Annotated in this window: 20 protein-coding genes; 5 read left to right on the top strand and 15 right to left on the bottom strand. The window is 69.9% G+C overall.

Annotated features, from left to right (window positions below):
* Position 1 precedes the first annotated feature (1 nt).
* From ACMCNO_RS02800 to ACMCNO_RS02810, 3 genes are all read right to left on the bottom strand, one after another.
* Positions 2-322 (bottom strand): STAS domain-containing protein, encoded by a 321-nt coding sequence (locus ACMCNO_RS02800; protein ID WP_412747847.1) that lies wholly within the window; start codon positions 320-322, stop codon positions 2-4.
* A gap of 42 nt (positions 323-364) precedes the next feature.
* Positions 365-703: an STAS domain-containing protein gene (locus ACMCNO_RS02805; RefSeq protein ID WP_412747848.1), complete on the bottom strand. Its 339-nt coding sequence runs from the start codon at positions 701-703 to the stop codon at positions 365-367.
* A 263-nt stretch (positions 704-966) separates the two neighbouring features.
* On the bottom strand, positions 967-1,725 hold the full coding sequence (locus ACMCNO_RS02810; RefSeq protein WP_412747849.1) for an SDR family NAD(P)-dependent oxidoreductase: 759 nt from the start codon (positions 1,723-1,725) through the stop codon (positions 967-969).
* 129 nt (positions 1,726-1,854) lie between these two features.
* Between ACMCNO_RS02810 and ACMCNO_RS02815 the strand changes: the two genes are divergently transcribed.
* Complete coding sequence (locus ACMCNO_RS02815) at positions 1,855-3,489, top strand: esterase-like activity of phytase family protein (protein WP_412747850.1); 1,635 nt, start codon at positions 1,855-1,857, stop codon at positions 3,487-3,489.
* Between the two features lie 92 nt (positions 3,490-3,581).
* Here the strand turns inward: ACMCNO_RS02815 and ACMCNO_RS02820 are convergent, their stop codons facing one another.
* The 3 genes from ACMCNO_RS02820 to ACMCNO_RS02830 are packed head-to-tail and all read right to left on the bottom strand — an operon-like array spanning position 3,582 to position 6,329.
* The gene (locus ACMCNO_RS02820) at positions 3,582-4,520 is read right to left on the bottom strand and encodes a peptidase inhibitor family I36 protein (protein ID WP_412747851.1); all 939 of its coding nucleotides are present in this window, start codon (positions 4,518-4,520) and stop codon (positions 3,582-3,584) included.
* Between the two features lie 13 nt (positions 4,521-4,533).
* Entirely contained in the window at positions 4,534-5,421 is an 888-nt protein-coding gene (locus tag ACMCNO_RS02825; RefSeq protein ID WP_412747852.1) for a peptidase inhibitor family I36 protein, read from the bottom strand.
* Positions 5,422-5,471: 50 nt separating this feature from the next.
* Positions 5,472-6,329 (bottom strand): peptidoglycan-binding domain-containing protein, encoded by an 858-nt coding sequence (locus tag ACMCNO_RS02830; RefSeq protein ID WP_412747853.1) that lies wholly within the window; start codon positions 6,327-6,329, stop codon positions 5,472-5,474.
* A 309-nt stretch (positions 6,330-6,638) separates the two neighbouring features.
* On the opposite strand from ACMCNO_RS02830, the gene ACMCNO_RS02835 reads away from it, so the two are divergent.
* Positions 6,639-7,277 carry a flagellar brake protein gene (locus ACMCNO_RS02835; RefSeq protein WP_412747854.1) on the top strand — a complete coding sequence of 213 codons (639 nt, stop codon included), beginning with the start codon at positions 6,639-6,641 and terminating at the stop codon, positions 7,275-7,277.
* 45 nt (positions 7,278-7,322) lie between these two features.
* Here the strand turns inward: ACMCNO_RS02835 and ACMCNO_RS02840 are convergent, their stop codons facing one another.
* Together ACMCNO_RS02840 and ACMCNO_RS02845 are read right to left on the bottom strand one after the other, a co-directional pair.
* Positions 7,323-7,643 carry a hypothetical protein gene (locus ACMCNO_RS02840; protein ID WP_412747855.1) on the bottom strand — a complete coding sequence of 107 codons (321 nt, stop codon included), beginning with the start codon at positions 7,641-7,643 and terminating at the stop codon, positions 7,323-7,325.
* Between the two features lie 173 nt (positions 7,644-7,816).
* Positions 7,817-8,890 carry a Gfo/Idh/MocA family oxidoreductase gene (locus ACMCNO_RS02845; protein WP_412747856.1) on the bottom strand — a complete coding sequence of 358 codons (1,074 nt, stop codon included), beginning with the start codon at positions 8,888-8,890 and terminating at the stop codon, positions 7,817-7,819.
* Between the two features lie 56 nt (positions 8,891-8,946).
* On the opposite strand from ACMCNO_RS02845, the gene ACMCNO_RS02850 reads away from it, so the two are divergent.
* On the top strand, positions 8,947-10,044 hold the full coding sequence (locus ACMCNO_RS02850; RefSeq protein ID WP_412747857.1) for an ROK family protein: 1,098 nt from the start codon (positions 8,947-8,949) through the stop codon (positions 10,042-10,044).
* Between the two features lie 61 nt (positions 10,045-10,105).
* Here ACMCNO_RS02850 and ACMCNO_RS02855 read toward each other — a convergent pair whose 3' ends face one another.
* A complete protein-coding gene (locus ACMCNO_RS02855) occupies positions 10,106-10,309 on the bottom strand; it encodes a hypothetical protein (RefSeq protein ID WP_412747858.1) in 204 nt (67 codons plus the stop codon).
* 126 nt (positions 10,310-10,435) lie between these two features.
* Here ACMCNO_RS02855 and ACMCNO_RS02860 point away from each other — a divergent pair, with 126 nt between their 5' ends.
* Positions 10,436-10,933 (top strand): DinB family protein, encoded by a 498-nt coding sequence (locus tag ACMCNO_RS02860; protein ID WP_412747859.1) that lies wholly within the window; start codon positions 10,436-10,438, stop codon positions 10,931-10,933.
* Positions 10,934-10,938: 5 nt separating this feature from the next.
* Here the strand turns inward: ACMCNO_RS02860 and ACMCNO_RS02865 are convergent, their stop codons facing one another.
* The 4 genes from ACMCNO_RS02865 to ACMCNO_RS02880 all read right to left on the bottom strand — a co-directional run bounded on the left by ACMCNO_RS02865 (position 10,939) and on the right by ACMCNO_RS02880 (position 15,249).
* Positions 10,939-12,297: an MFS transporter gene (locus tag ACMCNO_RS02865; RefSeq protein WP_412747860.1), complete on the bottom strand. Its 1,359-nt coding sequence runs from the start codon at positions 12,295-12,297 to the stop codon at positions 10,939-10,941.
* Positions 12,298-12,462: 165 nt separating this feature from the next.
* The gene (locus ACMCNO_RS02870; protein WP_412747861.1) at positions 12,463-13,962 is read right to left on the bottom strand and encodes a M1 family metallopeptidase; all 1,500 of its coding nucleotides are present in this window, start codon (positions 13,960-13,962) and stop codon (positions 12,463-12,465) included.
* A 143-nt stretch (positions 13,963-14,105) separates the two neighbouring features.
* Complete coding sequence (locus tag ACMCNO_RS02875; protein ID WP_412747862.1) at positions 14,106-14,300, bottom strand: hypothetical protein; 195 nt, start codon at positions 14,298-14,300, stop codon at positions 14,106-14,108.
* A 724-nt stretch (positions 14,301-15,024) separates the two neighbouring features.
* A complete protein-coding gene (locus ACMCNO_RS02880; RefSeq protein WP_412747863.1) occupies positions 15,025-15,249 on the bottom strand; it encodes a hypothetical protein in 225 nt (74 codons plus the stop codon).
* A 174-nt stretch (positions 15,250-15,423) separates the two neighbouring features.
* On the opposite strand from ACMCNO_RS02880, the gene ACMCNO_RS02885 reads away from it, so the two are divergent.
* Positions 15,424-16,305, top strand: a complete 882-nt coding sequence (locus ACMCNO_RS02885) for a hypothetical protein (RefSeq protein ID WP_412747864.1) — start codon at positions 15,424-15,426, stop codon at positions 16,303-16,305.
* Here the strand turns inward: ACMCNO_RS02885 and ACMCNO_RS02890 are convergent.
* Both ACMCNO_RS02890 and ACMCNO_RS02895 read right to left on the bottom strand, forming a co-directional pair.
* Positions 16,302-17,030 (bottom strand): HAD family hydrolase, encoded by a 729-nt coding sequence (locus ACMCNO_RS02890; RefSeq protein WP_412747865.1) that lies wholly within the window; start codon positions 17,028-17,030, stop codon positions 16,302-16,304. The genes ACMCNO_RS02885 and ACMCNO_RS02890 overlap by 4 nt on opposite strands.
* Before the next feature lie 183 nt (positions 17,031-17,213).
* Entirely contained in the window at positions 17,214-19,160 is a 1,947-nt protein-coding gene (locus tag ACMCNO_RS02895; RefSeq protein WP_412747866.1) for a S8 family serine peptidase, read from the bottom strand.
* Between the last annotated feature and the right edge of the window lie 133 nt (positions 19,161-19,293).

Here is a 19,293-nt window from a genome sequence, read left to right on the forward strand (position 1 = left end):
CTTACTCCGGCAGCTGGTCGGTCATGACGACGCTCTGGTCGAAGCCGACCAGGCGGATCGTCTGGGTCACCCGGGCGTTCGCGCCGACCAGCACGATCTGCACGTCGTCGTTCATCTTCTGCTGGGCGTACACGAGCTGGCGCAGGCCGGCCGACGACAGGTAGTTGAGCTCGTTCAGGTCCAGCACCAGGCGCTTCACGTCCCGCTGCAGCGCCCGCTCCACATCGTCGGCAAGGATCGGCGCCCCGGCCGCGTCGAGGTCCCCAACGAGGGTGATCACGACGGAGTCGGTGGTCGAGGTGGACGTGGTGGTCAGTGGCATCTCGATCTCCCTTTTCACTGGTCGCCGGCGGCTGCCGGGGGCCTAGTCGGATTCCAGAGCGGAAATCGCCTCCGGAATCGTTTCCGCCACCGTGAAGAATCGGAGAAACCCGGTGGCGGACAAAATGGTGCGCAGGGTTTCGGGAACACCCACCAGGCCGATCGCCGTACCCGACTGCTGTGCTCGGCGATAGGCCATCAACATCATCCGCAGACCTGCGCTGGACACGTATCCGACACCGCTCATGTCGAGCAGTACCGGCGTCCCGTCGGGGATGAGGTCGGACAACTCCTGCTGGGCAACGGGCGCTGACCGGGCGTCCAAGTCCCCGGTCAGACTCACGACGGTGACGGTGTCGACCATCCGTTTGTCGACCCGCATGGGCACTCCTTCGCGCCGAATCAATGTCGAGCGCGTCATGCTGACGCTCTTGCCATGGGTGCTCCCGGTGTTTCGAAAACGCTGTGCGGCATCGCCCGCCGGAGAAAACAGACCGGCGTGATCTAGAAGTCTCACGGCCGGTCACGGAGAGCGTCAACGAGCCCGGCAGGGCCGGACCGGGCCCGGCGCAGTTCGGCGCGGGGCTTCGTCAAGTCGGCGAAACAGACGCAGCAATGCGTTCAGTGCGCGGCCTCGGGCCCGCGTCAGTGCGGAAACGGCACCCCGCTGAGCTCGGCGCACGCGGCGATCAGGCCGTCCTGCACCCGCGGATCGGTGGCGCCGGGCAGGGCCGGCAGCGGTTGCATGTGCCGCCAGTAGCCGCCCGTCCGCAGGGCCCGCTCGTCGTCCGACACGGCCAGCCACGCCTGGGTCTCCGCACCGGTACGCACGTCGGTCGGCGCGCTGGAGCCGCCCATCCGGGTGCGCACCCAGCCCGGGCAGACCGCGTTGCTGATCACCTGGGGGCAGCGCCGGGCGACCGCGTACGACAGGGCGAGATCGGCCAGTTTGGAGTCGCAGTACGCGGCGGTCGCGTTCCACCGGCGGCGCTCGCGTTGCAGGTCGTCCAGCGCGATGGTGCCGCCGTCGGCCATCCCCGAGGTGAGGTAGATCAACCGGCCGGGCAGCGGGACGAGCGCGGTCAGCACGTACGGTGCCAGCACGTTGACCTGGAACGTCTGCTCCAGGCCGTCCTCGGTGACCACCCGTCCACCGGGCTCGCTGATCCCGGCGTTGTGGATGATCGCGTCGAACGGTCCGTACTGCTTGGCCTGGTCGGCCAGGTCCCGGGTCTGCGCCAGTGAGGCGAGGTCGCCGACGATCGCGTCGGCCGTTCCGGGCAGGCCCGCCGCCCGCGGTGCGGTGCGCGCGTGCCACACCACTCGATGCCCCCGCGCGCTCAGCAGCCGGGCCGCCTCCGCGCCCAGTCCGGTCGTCGAGCCGGTCACCAGAACGGTCGCCATGGGCGGCAATCCTACGTGCCGTATCGTGCCGATCTTGTGACACCTTTCGATGTGACCAGCAGCCGGGACGGCGACGGCAGACCATCCCCTGTTCATGCGGCGGCCACCCGGTCGCCCGAGACTGCGGCCATGACATCCCGCACCTTCCGCCGAGCCGCCGCGCGGCTTGCTTCGCGTCGCGGACTCGCCCTTGTCGGTGCCGGTCTGCTCGCGCTTACCCTGGCCACCCCCGACGCGGCGGCCGCGTGGCCGGGACGACCCGGCCCGCACGCCCACGACGACGCGTACCGCCTGTCCGGCGCCACCTCGGTCGACGCCCGCCGGGGTGTGCTGCGCAACGACAGCGGACACCCGGTCACCCTGGTCGCGCACTCGGACCCGGCACACGGCACGCTCACCCTCAACCAGGACGGCTCGTTCCGGTACGCGCCCGCCGCCGGTTTCCACGGCACGGACACCTTCACGTACACGGTCAGCGACGCGGTGCGGTTGTTCACGACGCACCTGCCGCCGCTGGCCACCATCGGCGGTGTCACCGTCACCGGCGGCGGATATGGTTCCGCGCTGGTCCCCGTGCCCGGCTCCACGACCGAGTTCTACGGCCTCACCGACCGCGGGCCCAACGTGGACGGCCCGAACTCCTCGAAGGTCGAACCGCTGCCCGACTTCCACCCGCGGATCGGCAGGTTCCGGCTCACCCGCGACGGCCGCGCGGTGCTGCAACGGGCCATCACGTTGAAGCTGCCGGACGGCACGCCGTACACGGGGCATCTCAACACCCAGGCCAACACCGGCGAGACCATCACCGACCTGAACGGCACCCCGCTGCCCGCCGACCCGACCGGCTACGACTCCGAGGGCCTGGTCGCGCTGCCCGACGGCACGTTCTGGGTGTCCGACGAATACGGCCCGCTGCTCACCCACTTCGACGCCCGCGGCCGCCAGCTCGAACGCCTGTCCCCGTCCGGTGGCGGCCTGCCCGCCGAACTCGCCAACCGGGTGCCGAACAAGGGCATGGAGGGCCTCACCGTCACCCCCGACGGGCGGACCCTGGTCGGCGTGATGCAGTCCGCGTTGCAGCAGCCGGACCTGACCCAGAAGCCGGGCAACGTCACCGCGGTCCGGATCGTCACGGTCGACCTGCGCACCCGCGCCACCCACGAGTACGTGTACCTGCTGGACAACCCGAAGGACACCGGCACCGCGGTCAGCGAGATCACCGCGCTGTCGGCGACCACGTTCCTGGTGGACGAGCGGGACGGCAAGTTCCCGCCGGGGGCGTACAAGAAGCTGTGGAAGATCGACGTGACCGGGGCGACCGACGTCGGCCCGGCCGTGCCCGGCTACGACACCGCCAAGGGTGGCTACCTCATCGACGGCGCCAGCCTCGAGGCGACCGTCGGGAAGCAGGACACCGCGACGGCCACCGCCACCCTCGCGGCGGCCGGGGTCACCCCGGTCGCCAAGACGCCGTTCCTGGACGTCACCGGCCTGCTCACCACGCTCGACCCGGCGGCGAGGTTCTTCTCCCACGACAAGCTGGAGGGGGTGGCCGCGCTGCGCGGCGGCCGGTACGTGGTGCTGAGCAACGACAGCGACTTCGGCATCGACGGCCTCACGCAGTCGAGCACGACACCGTTCACGCTGCGTGCCAAGGTCTCCCCGGCCACCGGCAGGCAGGACGACGGTGAGTTCCTCGCGGTCGACATGACCCGGCTGCCCGCGGCCACCAGCACGGCGACCGTCACGATCACCGTGCCCTGAGCTCACCTCACGCCGCTCGGGTGGTCCGGGCTCGCCAGGGGGGCCGCCCGCCGGGGGGTGCTCGGCGGGCGGCCCGGTTGGGGGCGTGGCCGTCAGGAGACGGCGACGTTGCGGTACCAGTAGTGCAGGATCTCCCGGAAGTTCTTGCCCTGGCGCGCCTGGTCGGCCGACCCGTTCTGGGACATCCAGTCGCCGCTCACCCAGGAGCTTCCGCACGCGGTCGTGGTCGCGCAGTAATGCGTCTCGAGGATGTCGCCGCCGCGGGTGACCCGGCTCGACCAGGTGCGGTCCACGGCGGCGGACGTCGCCGCCTGGGCCGAACCCGGCTTGTACACCTGAGAAGCGGTGGTGTCGGCGACGTCGTAGCACTTGCCACCCGAGGTCTTGCGGGTCGAGTGCAGTGCCCAGTACCAGGCGAAGTTCTTCACCGCGACGGCGCCGGCATCGAGCGACGCGTTCGGCCAGCTGCCGATCCACTCGTTCGGCAGGACGTTCTTCACGTACGTCTTGAAGTCCACCCGGTCCACGCGACCGAGGCTGACCCGGTAGACCAGGATCGTGCTGGGCAGCGTGGTGTTGGTGCCGTCGGTCTTGCACCCGGTCGGGTTCGTCGATGACCCGAGCAGATCGTGCGAGGCGTTGTTGTTCTTCAGCGTGGCGTTGAGGTTGCCCTTCTCGCCGGGGTCGAAGTCCTGGTGGGCACCGTTGAAGTTGCTGTTGAAGTACACCCGGACGGTCTTGCTGGTGCGGTTCCACACCGAGGCCGCGTTGTTCTTCACGCAGACGCCCTTGCCCTCACCCGCACCCTTGAACTCGTAGCAGGACGGCTGGGTCGCGCCGTAGTCCTCCATGGAGTCGGTGAAGTCGGAGAGGGAACCGCCCTGGTTGCTGTTGAAGTAGTAGCAGAAGTCGCCGCTGTCGCAGCTGCCGTCACGGTCGGCGGCGAATGCCGCACCGGGTGCCACCGCGGTCCCGACGAGTGCCGCGACCAGGACGGCCAGCACACCCGAAACTCTTCTCAACTTGGTCATTCGCATTCTCGCGTCACTTCTCGTTGTAGCCCTGGGAGTTCCAGAACGAGGTCGGGTCCGGGTTGTCCAGGTGGGGGTCGCCGACGCTGACGGCGGCGTGGGTCTGGCGTCCGGGCCGGACTTCGACGTGGGTGTGTGCGGCCGAGCTGGAGGACACCCCGTGCCACGACTCATCGGCGATGACCTCGCCGCGGCTGATGGCATCGCCCACGCTCACCGCGGACTTCGGTGCGGTGTGCAGGTAGATCACCGTCTTGTCCGCCGCGGAGTTGTAGACGGCGATCGTGGACAGCCCGCCGCTACCGGTGGCGCCCCGGGCGACGTAGATGACCGTTCCGGACACCAGGGCGTGCACGTCCGAGCCGACGCTGCGGGCGATGTCGATGCCCTCGTGCCGGCCAGGGGTGGACGTGTAGCCGTCGAAGCCGCACGTGACCGAGCCGCCACCGGTCTGGTACAGCGCGAACGACAGGTTCGTGCGCGATGACGGCGAGAACTGGTGCGAGGCGTTGTTGTTCTTCAGCGTGGCGTTCAGGTTGCCCTTGGCGCCGGCCGCGAAGTCCTGGTACGAGCCGCTGTAGTTGCTGTTGAAGTAGACCCGTACGGTCTTGTCGCTCCGGTTCCAGACCGAGGCGGCCTCGTTCTTGACGCACTTGCCCTTGCCGTTGCCGGCGCCTTTGAAGTCGTAGCACGAGGGCTGCTCGGTGCCGTAGTCATCGACCGAACCGGTGAAGTCCGAGACCGATCCCTCGTTGTCGCTGTTGAAGTAGTAGCAGAACTCGCCGCTGTCGCAGATTCCGTCGCGGGAGGCCGCCTGCGCGGGCGAACCGAGGGCGAGGACGGAGGTGGCGATGGCCAGGGCGGCGCCGGCGATACCGAGCGCCCTTCGAAGCTGAAGCATGATCCCTCTTTCGCGAGGATGTTCGGATGATCTGGTCGGGACGGTCGGGGTCAGTGACTGCGCTGGTATTCCTCCCAGGTGTGGATCGCGACCTTGGGCCCGTCGTCGGGCTTCTGATTCGCCAGGCCGTTCCGGCCGAGGTAGTAGTCGCCGGTCTGGTGCTGGGCCTGGGTGGACAGGTCGGTGTCGTTGATCGCGGCGGCGTGGATGTGCCACGGCCAGTCGCCCTGGCTCGGGTCGCGGACCCAGGCGGCGAAGCCGACCTGACGCAGCGCGCGGGCGGTGGCGGTGCGGGTGGCGGCGTTCATCCCGGTGACGGAGATGTCGACGACCCCGCCGCCGTCGTGGGTGCCGGCCGAGGTCGGGTCGCCACCGGGGTTGTACGAGCCCTGGTCGAGCTTCAGGCGGGCACCGAGCAGCCGCTCCGCCTCGGTGAGCATCGCCTGGGTGCGGGCGTCCACGACCTTCCCGTCGCGCTGGACCTTCGCGCCCGCGCTGATCTGGTGGCTGACGGTGAACCGGTGCTGCCCCAGCCTGGTCAGCGACGTCGTGCCGGGCAGCCCGTTGGCGTCGAGGCCCGTGTACCCGAGGGAGCGCTGGTAGGCCGAATACGCCGTGACGGTCTGGGTGCCGAAGTAGCCGTCGACCCATTGCGCGTCCAGCAGGTGCTGCGCCTGCAGCGCCTGTTCGACGGCCAGAACGGAGGACTTCGCGCCCGGGGTCAGCGTGTTGTCGGGGCGGCGCGGGTCGATCTGGGCGGCCAGGACGGTGGCCTCCATGTTGACGACCGGCAGCGCGGTCGCGGTCGTGGCGGCGGACACCGGTTCGAGCGGTGCGGCTCGCGCGGGGGCCGGGATGCCGACGGCCGCGCACAGCGCGGCGATGCCGACGGTGAGCCGGGTACGCATGATCGATCCTCCTCGGGATCTGGAAAGTCGCGGTGGAACGGGGATCACCTTGCAAGGGGACTCCGGCCGTTCGGTACTGCCGCATTGGTGTCAGAACTGTCAGACCCGCACTGACCTGCGTCGATTCCAGTGTTGTCAGATTGGGCGACGCGCTGCTGACAGGAATGCCGGGACCGTGCCGCCGTTCTGACAGCACGCCGACGCCAAGACAATTGCCCCGTTTTAGGACGTGTTGCCGGGTAGGCGACTATCCTTCCCCATAGATGCGGTGTGCGTGCGGCCCCGCGGCCCAGTGACAGGGAGGAGCAGGTGGGTAGCGCTGACCCGGTAGACCTCCCCGACGTCAACGATCTCGTCGACGTGACGCTGGACTCCCGCCCCGAACCACTCGCCGCGGTGGTCAGCGCCGTCACCGGGGATACCGTGCTGCTCACCGAGCCGATCGATCGCACCGGGCACTTCGTGCTGCCCGAACCGGGCGAGGGTGGCCTGATCGTCTGGGGCACCGCGGGCAACCTGCGGCAGGCGCCTCTCGAAGTGCTGGAGACGAGCCGGCAGCCCGGACCGAGCTGGACGGTGCGCCTCACCGCACCGGCGACGCGCTGCCAGCGGCGCGCGTTCGTCCGGGCCAGCGTGACCCTGCCGGTGGTGGTGAAGCATTCGGGCAAGCAACTCGAGGTCATCGCCATCGACATCAGTGAGGGCGGACTGCGCTGCAACGCTCAGAAGGATGCCGGGGTCAAAGTGGGGGACTCCGTGGTCGCCGAATTCGACGCCGGTCAGCAGATGGTCGCGCCCGCGACGGTGGTTCGGGTACTGCGCGGCGATGAGGAACGACCGACCGAGCTCGGCCTGTCATTCACCGACCTGAAAATGAAGGAAGCGGACAACATCCGAAAGTACGTTTTCAGCCAGCTCCTCGAACAGCGGCGCCGCGGAGCCGAATGAGTCGTACCCGCGCCGTTGGTCGGGCCGGTTGCCCCGGCGGGCGAGTCACGCGGGTGTGTCGGAGCGCTTCTTGCGGCGCTTGGCGCGCACCACCCGCACCGGCGACGAGGCGTGCAGGTAGAGGCTGCGCCGTCCCTCGTTGTAGGCGAGGTGGACCTGGACGACGTTGTTGACCGGGGGATCGGTCCGGTCCACCCGGTACCGCTCCCCGCCCGAGATGATCAGGTCGCCGCTGCGGACGTGCGACGGCGACTGCACGATCATTTCCCGGCCGACGACGCTGCCCAGGCCCACGCGGGGCAGGCGGGCGACCCACTGGGCCGCGGCGTTGTCCGGCACCGGACGACCCGACCACCGTGCCGGCATGGCATCCTCCCAGGACCGAAACCTCAACCCTCTCGATATCGGCCGCCTGCGGCCGAAGTTGACGCATCGCCGCCTGCAGCTTGCCGCCCCGGGCCTTCCGTTCCGGCGGCCTTCCGTCTTGGTCCGGGCCCGGGTCGGACGGGCTTGGTCCGGGCCCGGGGCGGACGGGCCAATCAGTGCGACGGGGTGTCCGGCAGCGTGATCACCCGTCGTTCCGTGGCGGAACGGCGGGCGGCTTCCAGGATCGCGAGCCCGGCCACCGAGTCGCGGGGGTCGACCGGGGGCGGGGCGCCGTCGCGCAGCATGGCGACCACTCCCGCATAGAAGTCCGGATACGCGCCCGGCTCGCTGGGCACGGTCTCGCTGGTGCCGTCGGTGGTCAGCCGTCCCCACTGCTGCGGGTCCTCCCGGCCCCAGTCCGGGCCGCCCGGCAGTCGTCCGGCCCGCAACGCGCTCTCCTGGCCGTCCAGCCCGTACGTCGTGAAGGCGGCCCGGTCGCCGAGCAGCCGCAGCCGCGGCCCGGGGTCGGCGGCGACCGCGCTCATCCACAGGTGGGAACGGGCCCCGCCCGCGTGGCGCAGCGCCACGAACGCGTCGTCGTCCACCCGCGCGCCGGGTCGGCGGCGCTCCAGCTCGGCGTACACCTCGGTGGCCGGACCGAGCAGGTGCAGCGCCTGGTCGATGAGGTGGCTGCCGAGGTCGTAGAGCAGGCCACCGGCCTCGGCCGGGTCGTCGCGCTCGCGCCAGCCGGTGCCCGGGGTGGGGCGCCACCGCTCGAACCGGGACTCCAGGCGCAGGATCTCACCGAGTGCGCCCTCCGCGACAAGGCGGCGGGCGGTCCGGTAGTCGCTGTCCCAGCGCCGGTTCTGGAACACGGTCAGCGGCAGTCCGCGGGCGGCGGCGAGGTCGACCAGGGCCTGCCCGTCGGCCGCGGTGGCCGCGAGCGGCTTGTCGACCACGACCGGCAGCCCCGCCTCCAGGGCGGCCCGGGCCAGCGGCACGTGGCTGCGGTTGGGGGTGGCGACCACGACGAGGTCGAGGTCGTCCGCGCGCGCCCAGAGCGCATCGGCGTCGGCCACGATCTCGGCGCCCGGGTGGTCGCGGGTCGCCTGGTCGCGCCGGTCGGGGTTCGCGGTCACCACTGCGCTGAGCCGCAGGCCGGGGTTGGTGCTGATGAACGGGGCGTGGAACGTCGCGCCGGCCAGGCCGTAGCCGATCAGCCCGACGCGCAGGGTCGGTGTGCTCATGCGGCCAGTTAATCAACACTGTTGACTTACGGCAAGCGTAGGCAAGAATGGTCACCATGCCCAGCGCAGTCCGGGGCGCCGCGGGCGCCAACCTGCCGGCCGTCCGGGACCACAACGCCGCCCTCGTGCTCGACCTCGTGCGCGGTGCCGACGGCATCAGCCGGGTGGAGCTGGCCGGCCGGACCGGTCTCACCGCCCAGGCCATCACCAAGATCGTCAACCGCCTGCGCGACGACGGCCTGGTCACCGAGGCCGGTCGCGCGGGCGACACCGGCGGCAAGCCGCGCACGCTGCTGCGGCTGGATCCCGCCGCGCGCTTCGCGGTCGGGGTGCACCTCGACCGTGCCGACGCCACCGTCGTGCGCACCGACCTGACCGGTCGCGCCGTCGCCCGGCGGCACATTGCGTACGGGATGTCCGCCGGTCCCCGGCGCGCCCTGGACGCCGTGGTCGACGCGGTCCACGCCGTGCTGGCCGACGCCGGCGACAGCGGCCGGATGCTGGGCGTGGGCATCGCCTGCCCCGGCCCGCTCGACCACGGCACCGGTGTCCTGCACAGGGTGACCGGGCTGCCCGCCTGGGACGGCTTCCCGCTGCGGGCCACGGCCGCCGAACGGCTCGGCACACCGGTCATCCTCGACAAGGACACCAACGCCGCCGCGCTCGGCGAATGCCTGTCCGGCACCGCGTTGCCGGACAGCTTCGCGTACGTCTATCACGGGCCCGGCCTCGGCGCCGGTCTCGTCCTCGGCGGCCGGGTCCACCACGGACGGCGGACCCTCGCCGGTGAGTTCGGCCATCAGATCATCCAGCTGGACGGGCCGGTCTGCGCGTGTGGCAACCGCGGCTGTCTGGAGGTCCTGTGCCGGGCCGCGGTCGACGCCGGGGACGTGGCGGGCGCGGCCCGGCTGGTCGGGATCGCGGCGGCCAACCTCGTCCGGCTGCTCGACGTCGAGCACGTCGTCCTGGGCGGCCCGGTCGTCCTCGCCGACGCCGGGCGATACCCGGGTGAGGTGGCCGCGGCGATCGGCGCCCATCTGCCCGAACCCGACCGGCAGCGGGTCGGCGTCACCTTGACCGCCGCGGGCGCCGACGCCGTCGCCACCGGTGCGGCGGCGCTGATGCTGGCACCGCTGTTCGACGCGGTGGCCTGACTCGAACGGCGCTGCTCCCGGTGGCTGCCGCGTCGACAGGCGCAGCCACCGGGGCCGCGGGTCAGCGGCGCTGCAGCAGCCCGCCGGGTGCGATGGCGGTGGCCAGCCGGGCCAGGGCCAGAGCGCCGATGAGCAGGCCGAAGTCGCGCAGGGCCACGTCGTAGAAGTCGCCGAGCAGCAGCAGGTTGAGGATGATGCCGCCGAGCCAGGCGGCCACGAGGCAGCCACCGAAGCGGGGCAGGACCGCCACGACGATCCCGGCCACGATCTCGCCGCATGGGGGAGAGCGAGTACCCGCACCAGAAGCCACCATCACGGAGGCCGAGGGATAGCGGGCGACGTGGCCGCGGAGGTGGTTGTCCGCTGCGGCCGATCTTGGCAGGGTTCATCCATGCCGTCGTTCGCCGACACCACCGCCACTCAGGTCTTCGGTCAGCCGCTCCGCGCGCAATGGGAGGTGTTCCTCGACGAGCACCGCGGCGCGCTGCACGACTGCCTGACGGGCCTCACCGAGGAACAGGCCCGCCGACGGCTGGTGCCCTCCCGGACCACCCTGCTGGGGTTGGTGAAGCACGCGACATTCGTCGAGCAGGTGTGGTTCGAGGAGGCCATCACGTGCCGCTCGCGCACCGAGATCGGCATCCCGGCCACGCCCGACGAGTCGTTCATCCTCGACGACGGGGACACCATCGCCAGCGTGCAGCGGGCGCACCGTGAGGCGTGCGCCGCCTCCCGCCGCCGTACCTCCGAACTGGGGTTGGACGACCTGCTTCGCGGCAACAGGCGCGGCCCGCTCCCGCTGCGCTGGGTGTATCTGCACGTGCTGCGCGAGCTCGCCCAGCACTGCGGGCACGCGGACATCCTGCGCGAGCAGCTGCTCGACGCGTAGCCGGCTCAGCCCTGATCCACCGGACTGGGCTCGGCGGTACCCGCCGGGCCCAGCAGATAGCGGCTGCTCAGATTCCGGTACGGACGGCTGCGCAGCGCCGCAACCGTGGCCACCAGCCCGACGACGCCGGTCAGCACGAACACCAGCGCGAGTCCACGATCGGCCCCGGTGCCGAACCAGCCGCCGATCGCCTCGGCCCCCCAGCCGACCGTCATGAACGGGATGAAGACGAACTGGGCGATCGGTGAGATGACGAAGGCCGTCAGCGGGGACGCGGCCTGCTCGACGCTCTGCGCGAAGCCGAAGACCCGGCCCTGCCGCTCGAACGGCACCACCTTCTGGAGCACCGTCTGCTCGGCCGCCTCCGCGTACGGCATGAGCAGCATGTACGCGTACATCCCCGCGCCCAGCAGGACGATCGAGGCACGCAGCGGGAACACCACGGTGACGCCCCACAGCACGACGTTGACCATCAGCAGCAGCCACACCGGGTTCGCGCCCAGGCCGGTACGCGCGACGAGCAGCCCGCCGACGATGAATCCCGTACTCAGGACTCCCCAGAGCAGACCCCACGCCTGCACCGACATCATCGACAGCCCGTACGCGTCCATCAGCGCCATGAAAACGCCGCCGAGGAAGTTGTTGAACGCGGAGAAGACGATCAGGGCCATCAGCCCCGGCACCTCGCGCACCACCCCGATGGTGCCGCGCAGGTCGACCCGGTGCTCTCCGGTGCCGTCCGGGTGCGCGCCGGCCGGTGCGTCCGGCACGGCGACCGCGGCCAGGTGCACCACGGCGACGGCCAGGACCACCAGGGCCAGGATCAGCACCCAGTACATGCCCCCGGCAGCCACGAGTACCCCGCTGATCACGGACGTCACGAGGAACGAGACCCCCGAGGTCGTGCCGACCAGGCCGTTGGCCCGGTCCCGGGTCTCCTCGGCGATGAGCACCGTCACGAGGGTGGGCAGCACGATGGTGCGGATGTTGCCCGCGATGACGCCGAGCATCAGCGCGACGATGAGACCCCACAGATGCACGCTGGCCGGGTCGGTGAACGCCGCACGCGGGGAGAGCTGGTAGATCGCGAAACCGACGGCGTACAGGCCGAGGGATGCCGCGGCCGACACCTGCATCATCGTCTTCTTGCGGTGGTGGTCGACGAGGCTGCCGAACCAGATGCCGGTGGTGGCGGTCAGCACCAGGAAGATCCCGGAGATCACGCCGGTGGCGAAGACCGAACGGGTCTGCAGGTAGACGTAGAAGGTGATCGCGAACCAGACCGTAAAGTTGATCACCGAGACCAGCAGCGTGTTGATCAGCAGCTGGTAGAAGGTCCGCCGGTCGCCCTCGATGAGGCTCATCTGGTGACGGTATGGCCATTCAGCGGTCGATGTCCCCCGGACCCCGTCGGCGTGCCTCAGAAGGAATGGGTCCAGGTGAGTACCCGTTGCTGATCTCGTGAGGGAACGGGATGGAAAGAACGGTGCGCCGAGGCCCGGCGTCGGGCCTCGGCGCACCGGATGCGGTCAGCGCGCGGCGGACGCCTTCCAGTCCTTGTGACCCGGCATCGCCGGGACCTTCTTGCCGTACAGCCAGCTGTTCAGGAAGGTCTTGAGGTTACGGCCCGAGGTCTTCGACGCGAGCGCGATGAAGTCCTGCGTGGAGGCGGACTTACCGCGGTAGGTCTTCACCCACGCGCGCTCGATCTTCTGGAACTTGGCGGCCCCGACCTTCTGCTTCAGGGCGTACAGGACCAGCGCGCCACCGTCGTACACGTTCGGGTTGAACACGTCCCACACCGAGGCGGACCCCTTCGGGCGCGCGACCGGACCGTACTTGGCGCGGGTCTGGTTGCCCCGCTGGTAGACGTTCTTGAAGTACGCGTCGCGGTTGCTGAAGCCGGTGTACTTCTTGAAGGCCTTCGTGTCGGCGGCGTAGAGCAGCTCGTACCAGGTGGCGTGGCCCTCGCTCTGCCAGACGTCGCTCCACGACTTCGGGGCGACACTGTCACCGAACCACTGGTGCGCCAGCTCGTGCGTCATGACCGGGTCGAGCACGTACTTCGGGGCGCCGAACAGGCCCGTGTCGTACAGCGAGAGGGTCTGCGTCTCCAGGGCGAAGCCGAGGTTCGCGTCGATCACCAGTGACCCGTAGTTCTCGAACGGGTACGCCCCGACCTGCTTGGTCATCCAGGCGAGCTGCTTGCGCTCGACATCCGCCTTGGGCAGCAGCTTGCTGGCCAGCCGGCGCGGGACCACGTCGCGGATCGGCACGTTGTTGACGGCCTTGCGGTTCTTCACCACGAAGTCGCCGACCGCCACCTGCACCAGCTCGCTGGCCATCGGCTTCGACTCGCGGTACACCGACGTTGTGTAACCGTTCTGCGTACGGTCCGTGACATGCCGGCCGTTCGCCACGCCGGTCCAGCCCACGGGGGCGGTCAGCCGGATCGTGTACGTCGCCTTGTCCCGGGGGTGGTCGTTGCTCGGGAACAGCTTGTGGCTCGAGGCGGGCTGGCCCGCCAGCACCGAGCCGTCAGGGGTGGTCACGAACCCGTCCGGGGCGTCGGCGCTCGGCGTCACCGGCGTCGCGGTGAAGCCGCTGACGATGACCCTGAACGCCTTGCCCTTGGGCAGGGCGCGGGCCGGGGTGATGACCAGTTCCTCGCCCGAGCGCGTGAACGTGGCCGCGGCCCCGTTCACCGACACGGCGCCGACCTGGCCGCCGCCGAAGTCGAGGTCGAAGCGGGACAGGTTCTGGGTGGCGTTCGCCCAGATCGACACGCTGCCGGCGACGGTCTGCTTGGGGTCCTTCGCCGCGTACTTCAGGCTCAGGTCATAGTTGAGGACGTCGTATCCGCCGTTGCCCAGCTTGGGATACAGGCGGTCGCCCAGGCCGGCGGTGCCGGGGGTCGCGCCCGCGCCCGCGTACGCGTACGCGGGGGTCACGGTCCCGGCCGCTCCTACCAGAAGGGTGACGCCAGCGGCCAGCACGGTAGGAATGCGGCCGTTTGTGATCATCTTCATGAACGCAGAGGCTACGTGGGCGCCGCAAGGCCAGGCAACCTACATAGGCATCGGAGCAACGACTTCCGGGCCAACGACATCGGCCGGGAGGACGAGGACATCCGCCCATCGCTGCCTTCGGGCGGGAGGTGGACCGATCGATCTCATCCATCCGGGGCTACCGCCCCAGGTAGCGCGGCAACGCGGACCTGGACAAGCCGGGATCGGGTGCTGTGATCCCACAGCGTCTCGTCCACCGCCAATTCCACCCAGCATTCGCCACGGGCGGTGACAATGCCCAGGACCGTACGGATAACCAGATCGATATCTCCCAGGCCGTACTTGTAGTCGGCCTCCATGACATGGAGCCGCAGCCCCCGCCGCAGCACAACGCCGCCGTGAGACCAGCGGCACTCATCCGTCATCGGCATCCGATGTTCGAGCGGTATTGCTGCCCTGGAGTCAAGGTGAGCCACCCCAGCTGCGGCAGGATCTCGGTGTGGCCAGGCCGCGACGGCCGATGCGGCGCGATCGCCTGCGAAGTGGAGCGGTCAAGCCGACGGTCCAAACACGGCCACCGCAGCCCGCACACGCATTGGCGCCGAAACGCCCAGCGTCGGCGTGGCCGGTGAACGGGCTCGACCGGAGTCGACCGGCTGCGCCGCCGCATCCAGGGTGTCGAAGGCAATGATCTGTAGCGATGTGCGTCCATGTCGGACTCCTCCGGGTCGTTCTGGCGTAGGCGTGGCAGCGAGGCCGATCGAGGTCAGGGTGGGGTGCCGAGTTGTTCGCGATGAACGGGGGCAGCGGGCAACTCGTCCCAGGACCACGATTTAGGATCAACCAGCGATCGGGAATACCGGCGTTGTGCCCGACCTCCGGTGCGGACTTGCGGTCCGATCACGCCGTGAGCTGCAGTTATATGTCGCGGAGTCGCTGCAGCTCGTTACTCGCTTCATTGAAAGGTCGGCGTGCCGTTGATGTACTGGGTGGCGCAGAGGAGGTGCAATGCCGCGTCATCCAAGAACCGAGGCGAACCGTCGCGCGAACGTGCCGTTGATCAAAGCCCGTGGCCGGATTCAGTCACCATGCCATCCAGGGCAGACGATGTCCCGACATGAGATGGCCGATGCCGTGAACCAGGCCCTCGACAGGCTCTTCCCTTGCCGCAACCTTGCTGGCTACTACGTCGATGCTCGCTGGATCGGGAAATTGGAGCGCGGTGAGCACCACTGGCCGGGTGCCGAGCGGCGGGCAGCGCTGAGAATGGTCGCCGGAGTAGCGGCCGATCACGAACTCGGTCTCCACCGGCCCCGCCATACCGAACGCGGAATCAGTGCGGCTATTCTCCGGTCCAGGGATCAGGGTGACGACAGCGCAATACAACCCATCCCCCGGAGCATCGAAATGCGATCCGCGTCCGCGGATCTTGGGGAGGCCGACGCTCCTGGCATCTCGGGCAGTTGGCACAGCTTTGCCCTCGTGACCAGCATGCTTGCCCGACAACGTCAAACAGTGGCACCCGAGGCTCTGCTGAGTCTTGTCGAGGCCCATCGTGACTGCCTTTCGACGCTGCTTCGCAAGGCGGGGAAGAACGATCCGCTGCGCGTGGAGATCGGATTGATGCTCGGGGAGGCTTCCGTGGTCGCGAGTCGCCTGTGGAGCGCGCTTGGCAATCGCGCTATGGCGCTGGCTCACTGTGCGTACGCCCGAGGTGTGGGAGATCGGCTGCAGGATCGACGACTCGGTGCTACCGCGCGGATATTCGAAAGCAATCTGCACTCCGGTGCTGCCAACTTGATCGAGGAAGACGGAGACATCATGATCGGCCTCCGTCTCCTCGAAGAGGCTGCAGCCGCGTCCATGTGGCTGAGCCCTCCAGCACGTGCCAGGATCGCCGCAGAACAAGCGCAGGCGTTCGCGGCACTGAAGCTTGCCGGTCAAACCGAGTCCGCGCTCGCCCGAGCGCACGATGCCGCGACCGAAATCGTTCCCGCGGACTGTGTGGGACTCTACAGCGATTGGAATCCATCACGACTGAGGGTCTATGAGGGTACCTGCCTTGTATTGATGGATGAGCCGGGCAAGGCCGTCGAGACACTCGAAGTCGCGATTGCGGAACTGGAAGCGGATGGGCGGAACCTCAACGTTTCCCTCGCGGCGCGGGTCGATCTCGCAGCCGCGTATGCACAGATCGGTGAAATGGAAGCGTCCTGCAAGGTGCTGGGCGAGACGTACGAACAACTGCGGCTGGTCGGAAATCTTCGGGGTATCAGGCGCGCTCGGCAGGCCCGCCAGCGGCTCGCGCTGTGGAGCGGCGAGCCTTCCGTACGCGAGCTGGACCTGAGGATGAGAGTTGTCTAGTCCTTCGACGGCGCCGCGTTGAGCAGTGACCGAACTGCTGAGACGACCTTCTCCGGGTCAAGGCGGTCGAGGATCGCGTCAGGATGGAAAGCGGCCAACTCATCTCGATTTGCGCGATGGGCAACCACGACAACGGAGAATCTAGCCTGCCTCGCGCACGCGATGTCGTTGGGGGCATCGCCGATAACAACGGTCCGGCTCGCGTCGAGGTCGTAGCCGTACATCCGCGCGAATCGCCGGGCGATGACGCGGGGAAGCCTGAACCGATCACGGTCGTCCGAGCCGAACGCCCCGATCCGGAGATCCAGGTGTCTGTCCAAGCCCAGTGTGCCGAGCTTGATCTCGGCGGCCAGGCGGAGATTGCCGGTAAGTACAGTCTGCCGCAGGCCGCAGAGCTGCAACGCGGAAATGCTGTCGGCTGCTCCCGGATACGGTGGCTGGACCAGGGAAAGTTCCGCACGTCCCTCATCCATCACGGTGGCAAGTGCCTCGTGGAATCGGGCGACCCCACCTTCGGCCTCTCGTCGCGAAACGCCCGACGCGATCGCAGTGTCAATGACAATTGACTCGTCCGTGTACCCATGCACCTTCGTCTCAGGGAAGACGATCGCGGCCTCGGCGAGTCCGAAAGTCTGGGCGATCGATCTGCGCAGCCACCGAAGGTCCGCCGGGATCAGCGTCCCGTCCACGTCCCACACCACAAGTCCGCTGTCGCGAAGCTCCACAGAGGGCATCGTTCCACAACCCGGGGCGTCGTATGGATCGTCGCGTCGTCGATCCTCGCATCGGCTGATGCGGAGGGGGCCGGTTACCGCCAGACGTTCTGGTTATGGTGGGCCGGGCGGACCTCGTGGGCCCGCCCGGCCACACCGCCGGGCCCGCCGTCGCGAGCCCTGAGGGCCGTCAGGTCACTCGTCCGGCTCAGGGACGAGGAACCCGGCGGCCCGCACCGCCGCCGTCAGCGCCACCACCTGCGGCGGCATCGGGGCCATGGGATATCCGTACCCGGCCGCGGGTTGGCCGCCCGGGTTGAATGCCGGTCCCGGCATGGCGGCCTCGGGGCCGCCGACCGGCATCCAGTGCGGAACGAGCCCGACCGCGACCGGGGCGTCCGGCCTCCCGGCACCGCACCGGTACGGGTCACCGCCCATGAGTGGACGGCAGCTCGCAATGATCAACTGAGCCAGCCGGTTCACCCGGGCCGGGCCGCGCATCCCGAATCCGTACCGGAAATCCGGGTGATGGGCGAGGACGAGCGCCGCCAGTGCCGCGACGTGGGTCGCCGCGATGCCCGTGCCGTCGAGGGCCGCGCGTCCCTCCGGGGCGACCGCCGAGACGATCCCCACGCCGGGCGCGCAGAGGTCGACCTCGGGCCCGGCGCAGCTGAACCGGGCGGGTGCGAACCCTTCGGGCGTCGGCACACCGGACAGCTGGGAGATGTGCAGGCTTTCCGGCGGGCAGGTGCCCAGCCGGCCGATCGCGCCCACGGTGAGCACCGCCGGCACGGTGCCGGGGAACATCACCGGACCGCCGGTGTCCCCGGCCGCGGCCACGCAGAGTATGCCGGCCTGCCGGGCCTCCTCCAGCTTGTACGCCACGAGCCCGGCCGCGCCGCCCGCGTACGTGCCGAGGTCGATGACGTCGACCTCCTGGGCGATGCAGTAGTCGAGCGCCTCGATCAGGTCGCTGAGCCGCCCGCCGGGCAGCACCCGGCAGACGTGCACCTCCGCCTCGGGGGCGAGGCCGACGAGATGGTCCCCGTCGTGCCCGAGGATCAGCGCGACGTGGTGGGTGGCGCGCCCGATGAGGTCCTGGTCCCAGGACTTCTCGTCCTGACCGATCACGTCGATGCCACCCATGATGCCTTCGGCGGCGTCGAGGCGTCCGGCATCCACTCCGGACCCGATCACCGCTATCCGTACGCCGTGGCCCCGGTAGGTCGGCGGGAGCCGGTCGAATCCCATCGCCCGGCGTGCCCAGCCGTCGCCGTGGCGCTCGCTCGCGGTGGTGTCGAGCCGTCGGCAGACCACGGTGTTGGGCTCGGTGCCGGACAGGTCCGGCCGGTCGATGACCGTGCTCCAGCAGTCGGCGCGGGGGCGCACGTACACCCCGCGGACGGCGTCGGGTGATCCGGCCGGAACGGTCACCTCCGCGGTGCCGTCGGCGCCGGTCCGGGCCACGACCGGGTAGCGGCCGCCGTGGACGTAGACCACCGCGTCGGGCAATGCGTCGCCGTGGTCGTCGCGGACCTGGAACCGGATCGGCACCGCCTCGTCCAGGGTGCCCGTGCCCGGGGTGTGCGCCCATGGTGGCAGCTGTTCGTCCTGGGCGAGCGGGTGGTCGATGTCGACGTGGAACTCGGGGCGTGCGGCCAGGATCGCCGCCTGCTCCGGGGTCGCTTCGACCACGGCGACGGCCGGGAACCGGCTGCCGGACCGGTACACCGGCACGGCGCCGCCGCCGGGTTGGTGCTCGGTGCTGCGGATGACGCGGAGCACCCGCAGGTCGGGGTTTCGTTGCAGTGCCTCGATGAGGTGCTGGGCGTCCGCGGCCGGGTCGGTGGGCCCGGTGCGTCCGCCGGTGGCCCAGCCGGTCGGGGCGACAAGGTACCGCTCGGAGCGCGGCCGGAGGGTTCCGGTGTGCTCGTCGGTGTCGCCCGCGGCGGGGCCGCGGCTGCCGGTGGTGCGCTCGCGCGGCCTGCCCGGCTCGGTCCGCCGGGACGGCGGGTCCCCGCCGGCGCCGGTCCGGCTGCCGGGTGGTGGCGTCGCTGCGCCGGCTTCGGCCCGCCGGTCCGCGGCCTTGTCGGGCCGCCCCTTCGGCTGGCCGGTGCCGGGAGCCTGGCCGTGTTCGGCCATGGCGTTGCTCCTTCCGCTTCTCCCGCGCCGGCCCGGGCCGTCCGGCTCGGCACGGTGATTCCTGCGTCGGCGGGCACGCTGCACACCACCGGCGCCGGAGCTGGGCCGCGGGGCGGCGGCCCAGCTCCGCTGA

This window comes from Krasilnikovia sp. M28-CT-15, assembly GCF_047159595.1.
Lineage (GTDB): Bacteria > Actinomycetota > Actinomycetes > Mycobacteriales > Micromonosporaceae > Actinoplanes.

Excerpts from the sequence above, each read along its gene's own strand:
- ACMCNO_RS02800 (WP_412747847.1), bottom strand. The coding sequence starts at position 322 with ATGCCACTGACCACCACGTCCACCTCGACCACCGACTCCGTCGTGATC.
- ACMCNO_RS02805 (WP_412747848.1), bottom strand. The coding sequence starts at position 703 with ATGCGGGTCGACAAACGGATGGTCGACACCGTCACCGTCGTGAGTCTG.
- ACMCNO_RS02810 (WP_412747849.1), bottom strand. The coding sequence starts at position 1,725 with ATGGCGACCGTTCTGGTGACCGGCTCGACGACCGGACTGGGCGCGGAG.
- ACMCNO_RS02815 (WP_412747850.1), top strand. The coding sequence starts at position 1,855 with ATGACATCCCGCACCTTCCGCCGAGCCGCCGCGCGGCTTGCTTCGCGT.
- ACMCNO_RS02820 (WP_412747851.1), bottom strand. The coding sequence starts at position 4,520 with ATGACCAAGTTGAGAAGAGTTTCGGGTGTGCTGGCCGTCCTGGTCGCG.
- ACMCNO_RS02825 (WP_412747852.1), bottom strand. The coding sequence starts at position 5,421 with ATGCTTCAGCTTCGAAGGGCGCTCGGTATCGCCGGCGCCGCCCTGGCC.
- ACMCNO_RS02830 (WP_412747853.1), bottom strand. The coding sequence starts at position 6,329 with ATGCGTACCCGGCTCACCGTCGGCATCGCCGCGCTGTGCGCGGCCGTC.
- ACMCNO_RS02840 (WP_412747855.1), bottom strand. The coding sequence starts at position 7,643 with ATGCCGGCACGGTGGTCGGGTCGTCCGGTGCCGGACAACGCCGCGGCC.
- ACMCNO_RS02845 (WP_412747856.1), bottom strand. The coding sequence starts at position 8,890 with ATGAGCACACCGACCCTGCGCGTCGGGCTGATCGGCTACGGCCTGGCC.
- ACMCNO_RS02850 (WP_412747857.1), top strand. The coding sequence starts at position 8,947 with ATGCCCAGCGCAGTCCGGGGCGCCGCGGGCGCCAACCTGCCGGCCGTC.
- ACMCNO_RS02860 (WP_412747859.1), top strand. The coding sequence starts at position 10,436 with ATGCCGTCGTTCGCCGACACCACCGCCACTCAGGTCTTCGGTCAGCCG.
- ACMCNO_RS02865 (WP_412747860.1), bottom strand. The coding sequence starts at position 12,297 with ATGAGCCTCATCGAGGGCGACCGGCGGACCTTCTACCAGCTGCTGATC.
- ACMCNO_RS02870 (WP_412747861.1), bottom strand. The coding sequence starts at position 13,962 with ATGAAGATGATCACAAACGGCCGCATTCCTACCGTGCTGGCCGCTGGC.
- ACMCNO_RS02875 (WP_412747862.1), bottom strand. The coding sequence starts at position 14,300 with ATGGAGGCCGACTACAAGTACGGCCTGGGAGATATCGATCTGGTTATC.
- ACMCNO_RS02895 (WP_412747866.1), bottom strand. The coding sequence starts at position 19,160 with ATGGCCGAACACGGCCAGGCTCCCGGCACCGGCCAGCCGAAGGGGCGG.